Source organism: Streptomyces sp. NPDC091682 (genome assembly GCF_044756625.1).
In the GTDB taxonomy this organism is placed as follows: Bacteria; Actinomycetota; Actinomycetes; order Streptomycetales; family Streptomycetaceae; genus Streptomyces.
Window position 1 is genome coordinate 800,349 of sequence record NZ_JBIVTH010000002.1, and the last position, 7,143, is coordinate 807,491.

Below are 7,143 nucleotides of genomic sequence, written 5' to 3' on the forward strand. Positions count from 1 at the left end.
AATGGTGTCCGTCCATGTCGATGACTACGCGGTCGAAACGGCCGCCGGGCCGCGCGAAGCACTGCGCGGCCTCACCCTGCCGGCCGTCTTCCGGGCCGCCGCGCAGACGGAACCGGAGGCCGTGGCCCTGAGTGACGGGGACCGGCACCGGACCTGGCGGCAGTGGGCGGCGGACGTCGACGCGCTCGCCCGCGGCCTCCAGGAGCTGGGCGTCGGGGTGGGTGACGTGGTGGCGGTCCAACTGCCCAACTGCTGGGAGTACGAGACCCTGCACCTGGCCGTCGCGGCGATCGGCGCTGTCATGATGCCCGTCCACCAGGGCCATGGCAGCGCCGACGTGCTCGCGCTGGTGGAACGGGTGGAGCCGGTCGCGATGGTGCTGCCCCCGGACTCCGCGCACGTGGCGGACGCACCCGCCCTCTGCGCGCTGCGGGCGGCCGTGCCCTCGCTGCGGTCGGTCCTGGTGGCGGGCGCCTGCTCCGGCCCGGAGGGCCCCGTGGCCATCGACGCGCTGCTGGAGCGGTGGGCGGGCGCTTCCCCGTACCCGGCCGACGTACGGCCGGAGATGCCCTTCGTGCTGCTGCCTTCCTCCGGCACGACGTCCGCCCGTCCCAAGATCTGCCTGCACAGTCACGACGGGCTGATGTCGAACACGGCGGCGGTGACGGAGGAGGCGGCCGCCTCCTTCGACGGTGCGGTGCTGACCGCCTGTCCGCTCACCCACCTCTTCGGCCTCCAGTCGCTGCACTCGGCCCTGTTCGCCCGATGTCGGCAGGTGCTGCTGCGCGGCTGGGACCCGGACCGGTTCCTGGAACTGGCCCGCGAGGCGCGCCCCGGCGTGGTCTTCGCCGTGCCCGCACAGCTCCACGACGTGGTGGCCCGGCTCGCGGACACCGGGGCGCGGGCCGGATTCCGGCCGCGCGAGGTACGGACGGCCGGAGCGGCGATTCCAGCCGCGCTGGTCACGCAGGTGCGAGAGGTCCTGGGCAGTCCGCTCGTCGTGGTGTGGGGCATGTCCGAACTGGGCACCGGCACCTGCACGTCCGCCGCCGACCCCGCCGACGTGGCCGCCCGCAGCGTGGGCCGGCCGACCTTCGGCGCGAGCGTGCGCGTCCTCGGCGAGGACGGCACCGATTCCGCCCCCGGCGAACCGGGCGAGCTGTACTACCGCAGTCCCGGCATGTTCCGCGGCTATCACGGCGATCCCGAGCTGACCGGGACGGCGGTCACCAAGGACGGCTGGCTGCGCACCGGCGACCGGGCGAGCCTGGGCACCGACGGCCGGGTCCGCTTCCTGGGCCGCTCGGCCGAGCTGATCAACGTGGGCGGCCGGAAGTTCGACGCGACCGAGGTCCAGGGGCTGCTGGCGGACATGCCGGGCCTCGGGCCGGCGGCGGTGGTAGCCCGTCCCGACCGGCGGCTGGGCGAGTACCCGTGCCTGGTGGTCACCGGGCGGGCCGAACGCGCCGTCACGCTGGACAAGGTGACCACGTTCCTGCTGGAGCGCGGGGTCGCCGACTACAAGATCCCGCTGGAGCTGGTCGCGGTCGAGGCGCTGCCCCGCACCCCGGCCGGCAAGCTGCACCGGCGGGCCCTGGAGTCCCTGCTGGCGGAACGCGGACCGGCCGCCGGGACCGGCGGCGGCTCCGTGCCCGCGTCGTACGCGGCGGCCCTGGAGCTGGTCCGCGCCTGCGTCACCAAGGCACTGGAGCCGGCCACCGAGGCCGCCCCCATCGGGGCACGCACCACGTTCCGGGGCCACGGCCTGGACTCCGTCCGCAGCATCCGGCTGCGCAATCTGCTGGCCGAGGCGACCGGTCTCCCACTGCCCGCCTCCCTCGCCTTCGACTGTCCGACACCCGAGGCCGTAGCCCGGCATCTGCGGGGCGAGACGGTCGAGGACACCGTGCCGTCCTCCCCCGCGCCCTGCTCGGGCCCGGCGTACGACGACCCCGTGGCCGTGGTGGGCATGGCCTGCCGGCTGCCCGGCGGAGTGCGCGGTCCCGAGGACCTGTGGGACCTGGTGGCGCAGGGCCGGGACGCGATCGGGGGCTTCCCCCGGGACCGCGGCTGGGACCTGGACCGGCTCTTCGACGAGGATCCCGGCCGCCCCGGCACCTCGTACGCCCGCGAGGGCGGGTTCTTGGCCGGCGCGGGCGCGTTCGACGCCGGGTTCTTCGGGTTCTCCGACCGGGAGGCGCTGGCCGCGGACCCGCAACAGCGGCTGCTGCTGGAGACCGCCTGGGAGGCCCTGGAACGGGCCGGGATCGACCCGGCCTCGCTGCACGGCTCGCAGACCGGGGTCTTCGCGGGCGCCATGTACCACGACTACGCGCCGTCGGCTTCCGGTGGCGAGCGGCCGGAGCTGGAAGGGCTGCTGGCCCTCGGCACCGCCGGAAGCGCCCTGGCGGGCCGGATCTCCTACACGTTCGGGCTCCAGGGCCCGGCGCTGACCGTGGACACGGCCTGCTCGTCCTCGCTGGTCGCGCTCCATCTGGCATGCCGCTCGCTGCGGTCCGGCGAGTCCTCCCTGGCACTGGCGGGCGGTGTCGCCGTGATGGCGACACCCGCCTCGTTCACGGAGTTCTCCCGGCTGCGCGGGCTGGCCCCCGACGGCCGCTGCAAGTCCTTCGCGGACACCGCCGACGGCGCGGCCTGGTCGGAAGGGGTCGGCCTGCTGGTACTGGAACGGCTCTCCGACGCCCGGCGCAACGGGCATCCGGTCCTCGCGCTGGTACGCGGCTCCGCCGTGAACCAGGACGGCGCCTCCAACGGGATCACCGCCCCGCACGGGCCCGCGCAACGGCGGGTGATCCGGCAGGCCCTGGCCGACGCCGGACTGACCGCCGCCGACGTGGACATGGTGGAGGCGCACGGCACCGGGACCTCGCTCGGCGACCCGATCGAGGCGCAGGCGCTGCTCGCCACGTACGGCGCCGCGCACGATGCGGCCCGGCCCCTGTGGCTCGGCTCGGTGAAGTCGAACATCGGGCACGCGCAGGCCGCCGCGGGCGTGGCGGGCGTGATCAAGTCCGTGCTGGCGCTGCGGGGCGGTGTACTCCCGAAGACCCTGCACGTGGACGCGCCGACCTCCCGCGTGGACTGGTCGGCGGGGACCGTGCGGCTGCTCACCGAGGCCCGGACCTGGCCCCGGGAGACCGGGCGGGCCCGCCGGGCGGGGGTGTCCTCGTTCGGGATCAGCGGGACCAACGCGCATGTGATCCTGGAGGAGGCCCCGGATCAGCAGGCCGCCGGCGAACGGCCGCCGGCCGACACCGGTCCGGTGGCATGGGTGCTGTCCGCGCGCAGTGCGCCCGCCCTGCGCGACCAGGCCCGCGGGCTGGCGGCGCACGTGGACGCCCGGCCCGGACTGCCGGCCCGGGACATCGCATACTCGCTGGCCGTGAACCGTACCGTGCACCCCGAGCACCAGGCGTTCGTCGTGGGCACGGATCCGCGCGAACTCCTGGATTCGGTCCGGGCCTTGGCCGAGCTCGAATCCTCGCCCGGTGAACCGCGCGAGGGTGACCTGGTGTACGTATTCCCCGGGCAGGGGAGTCAGCGGCCCGGCATGGGACGCGAACTCGCTCGTGCGTACCCGGTGTTCGCCGGGGCGCTGCGGGAGGTGTGCGACGCACTCGATCCGCTGCTGGACCGGCCGCTGACCGCGGTGATGTGGGCGGCCGACGGCCCGGACGCCGCGCTGCTGGACCGTACGGAGTACACGCAGCCGGCGCTGTTCGCCCACGGGGTCGCCCTGTACCGGCTCTTCGAGTCCTGGGGTGTGGTGCCCGGCCGGCTGGTGGGGCATTCGGTGGGCGAGATCACGGCCGCGCACGTCGCGGGGGTGTTCTCCCTCGCGGACGCGGCCCGGCTGGTCGCGGCCCGGGGACGGCTGATGCAGCGGCTGCCGGAGGGCGGCGCCATGCTGGCCGTACGGCTCCCCGAGACCGAGCTGGACCCGTGGCTGGAGGGACTGCGAGGCGGTCCGGTCGCGGTGGCCGCCGTCAACGGGCCGCGTTCCACGGTGCTTTCCGGCGCATCCGAGCCTCTGGAGGAACTCGCCGGGCGGCTGACGGACGCCGGTGTCCGGACCAAGCGGCTCGCCGTCAGCCACGCCTTCCACTCCTCGCTGATGGATCCGATGCTGGACGAGTTCCACGAGGTCGTCACCGGGCTCGACTTCGCCGCCCCCGCCGTACCGGTCGTGTCCTGCCTGACCGGGGCCCCGCTCACCGCCGCCGAGGCCTGCGATCCGGGCTTCTGGGTGCGGCACGTCCGGGAGCCGGTCCGCCTCCACGACGCGGTCGGCGGCATACCCGCCGACGGCGCCGGGGCCTTCCTTGAACTGGGCCCCGAGCCCGCGCTGGCGCCGATGCTGGAGGAGACCCTGGCCCTGCGCCCGACACCGGGGGCCGTCGTTACCGCCGGCGGCGCCGCCGAGCAGCGCGCGGTACTCGCGGCTCTCGCGCGGCTGCATCTGCTCGGGTTGCCGGTGGCCTGGCGGTCGGTGCTGCCCGGCGCGGCGGCCGTCCCGCTGCCCACGTACCCCTTCCAGCATCGCACCTACTGGGCTGCGGGCGGGGTCCTCGCAGCGGCGCCCGCCCCGGCTCCTCCGGCGCCCGCGGGCCGGCTCGCCGGGCTGGGCGGAGCCGAACAGCAGGCGCTGCTGCTCCGTCTGGTGCTGGACGAGACGGGGGCCGTACTCGGCGGCCGCACCCTGACCGCTGCCGACGCCGAGGTGTCCTTCTCCGACATGGGCATCACCTCGGTCAGCGCGGTCGAGCTGCGCAACCGGCTGCGGGCGGCCACCGGGGCCCGGCTGCCGGCCACCGTGGTGTTCGACCACCCGACCCCGGCGGCCGTGGTCCAGCTGGTACGGCAGGACCTGGCCGGGCAGTTCACCGGGCCGGCCGGCCGTACCGTGTCCGGCCTCGTGGCCGAACTGGACGCGCTGCTGTCCGCGGGCTCGGAGCTCGACCCGGACACCGCCGCCCGCCTGGCGGCCCTCGTACGCGACCGGGGGCCGCTGCCGGCCGCCGACCGCTCGGCGGCCACCCCCTTCGACCTCGACACCGCCTCCGACGAGGACCTGTTCCGGCGCCTGGACGGCGTCGGCCGCTGACGGACCGCCTCGGTCCCACGCCACAGCCGACCGGCGCACATGCCGGTCGGCTGTTCCCTTTCCCCACCCGACGAACCTGGAGAACTCCCATGAACGGGCTCCCCATCGAGCCTCCCGAGACCATGATCGAGGCGCGGGACCTCAGCAAGATCTTCGGCACGGTGCGCGCACTCGACTCGGTGGACCTCTCCGTCCCCCGGGGGTCCGTCCTCGGCCTGCTGGGCCACAACGGCGCCGGCAAGACCACCCTGGTGGGCATCCTCACCGCCGCGCTGGCGCCCACCTCCGGCGCGGCCTCGGTCGCCGGGTACGACGTGACGCGCCGACCGCGCGAGGTACGCCGACGCATCGGGCTGACCGGGCAGTTCGCCTCGGTGGACGGCCAGTTGAGCGGCCGGGACAACCTGGTGCTGATCGCCCGGCTGCTGGGCGCCGGCCGCCGGGCGGCCCGGGTGCGCGCCGATGAACTGCTGGAGCTGTTCGCGCTCCAGGACGTGGCCGGGCGCCGAGCCCGCACGTACTCCGGCGGACTGCGGAGGCGGCTCGACCTCGCCGCGAGCCTGGTCGGCCGTCCGGAGGTGGTCTTCCTCGACGAGCCGACCACGGGCCTGGACCCGGCGGCCCGGCTGGGCCTGTGGGAGATCGTCGAGGGCCTGGTGGCCGAGGGCTCCACCGTGCTCCTCACCACCCAGTACCTGGAGGAGGCCGACCGGCTCGCGGACTCCATCACCGTGCTGTCCGGCGGCCGGGTCATCGCGAGCGGTACGGCGGCGGAGCTGAAGGCGGCCGTCGGCCGCCGCACCGTCACCGTCACGCTGGACCCGTCCGCCGACCGCGAGAGCGCGGTCGGGGCACTGCGCCGCGCCTGTCTGGACCCGGCGGTGGCCCCGCAGAGCGGCTGCCTCGTCATCCCCATCGACGCGTCGAAGGACGTGGCGACGGTGATCCGCGCCCTGGACCAGGCAGGGGCCGAGGCCACCGAGCTGTCCTTCGGTGAACCCACCCTGGACGACGTCTATCTCGCCCTGGCCGGGCGGGCACCCGTGCCCGCCGCCTCCCCTGTGCCCGCCCTGTCCGGAGGACCCGCCGCATGACCGCCACCGCCACCCACGCGTCCACCGCGACGACCGCCGGCCCGCCGCTCCGGCAGGCCTGGCCGGACAGTTCGGTGTTCCTCCAGATCCGCGTACTCACCGCGCGTTCGCTGCGCTCGATGGCGACCGACCCGGGCGTGGTGCTCTTCGGGCTGCTCCAGCCGGTGATCATCCTGTTCGTGCTGACTCAGGTGTTCAGCAAGATGGGCGCACCGCCGCACTTCCCCGCCGGAATCACCTACCTCGACTTCGTGCTGTCGGCGGTGCTGGTCGACAACGCGGTGCAATCGGCGGTCCAGTCGGGCGTCGGACTCGTCGACGACCTGAAGAACGGGGTGGTGGCCCGGCTCCGGTCGCTGCCCATCACCCCGTCCTCGCTGCTGATCGCCCGCAGCCTCGCCAACCTCGTGCGCAGCGCGGTGCAGGCCACGGTCATCCTGGCGCTTGCATTCGGCGTGCTCGGCTACGCACCGGATGGCGGGGCGGCCGATGTGGCGGCCTCGGTCGGGCTGACCCTGTTCATGAGCTGGTCGCTGGGCTGGGCGTTCATCGCGGCCGGGGCGTGGCTGCGGCGGGCCGAGCCCATGCAGAACCTCGCCGTGATCGCGATCCTGCCGCTGATGTTCGCGTCCAGCGCATACATGCCGGTCAAGGACCTGCCCGACTGGCTGGCCGCGGTCGCCGGGGTCAACCCGCTCACGTACGCGATCGACGCGACCCGCGCGCTCGCCCTGGGCATCCCGGGCTCGGACGCGATCCTCCCGGCGCTGGTCATCGGGGGTGTGATCGCCGCCGTGGGCAGCGGCCTGGCGGTGCTCGGCTTCCGCCGGCCGATGCAGTAGGCCGGCACTCCACAGAACGGCACAAGCCACTGGCCCGGACATCCGAGGATGTCCGGGCCAGTGGCTTTCTCCTGCCCGGCGG

The 7,143-nt window shown here is 74.8% G+C and carries 3 protein-coding genes; all 3 read left to right on the plus strand.

The annotated features are described in order from the left end of the window. Position 1 precedes the first annotated feature (1 nt). The gene (locus tag ACIQK6_RS08035) at positions 2-5,125 is read left to right on the plus strand and encodes a beta-ketoacyl synthase N-terminal-like domain-containing protein (protein WP_402694531.1); all 5,124 of its coding nucleotides are present in this window, start codon (positions 2-4) and stop codon (positions 5,123-5,125) included. Positions 5,126-5,214: 89 nt separating this feature from the next. Then, positions 5,215-6,219, plus strand: a complete 1,005-nt coding sequence (locus tag ACIQK6_RS08040; protein ID WP_402694513.1) for an ATP-binding cassette domain-containing protein — start codon at positions 5,215-5,217, stop codon at positions 6,217-6,219. After that, positions 6,216-7,061 carry an ABC transporter permease gene (locus ACIQK6_RS08045; RefSeq protein WP_402694514.1) on the plus strand — a complete coding sequence of 282 codons (846 nt, stop codon included), beginning with the start codon at positions 6,216-6,218 and terminating at the stop codon, positions 7,059-7,061. The genes ACIQK6_RS08040 and ACIQK6_RS08045 overlap by 4 nt, the downstream gene beginning before the upstream one ends. The last annotated feature ends 82 nt before the right edge of the window (positions 7,062-7,143 follow it).

Bases quoted from the DNA above. Each gene is read 5' to 3' on its own strand.
- ACIQK6_RS08035 (WP_402694531.1), top strand. From the start codon at position 2: ATGGTGTCCGTCCATGTCGATGACTACGCGGTCGAAACGGCCGCCGGG.
- ACIQK6_RS08040 (WP_402694513.1), top strand. From the start codon at position 5,215: ATGAACGGGCTCCCCATCGAGCCTCCCGAGACCATGATCGAGGCGCGG.
- ACIQK6_RS08045 (WP_402694514.1), top strand. From the start codon at position 6,216: ATGACCGCCACCGCCACCCACGCGTCCACCGCGACGACCGCCGGCCCG.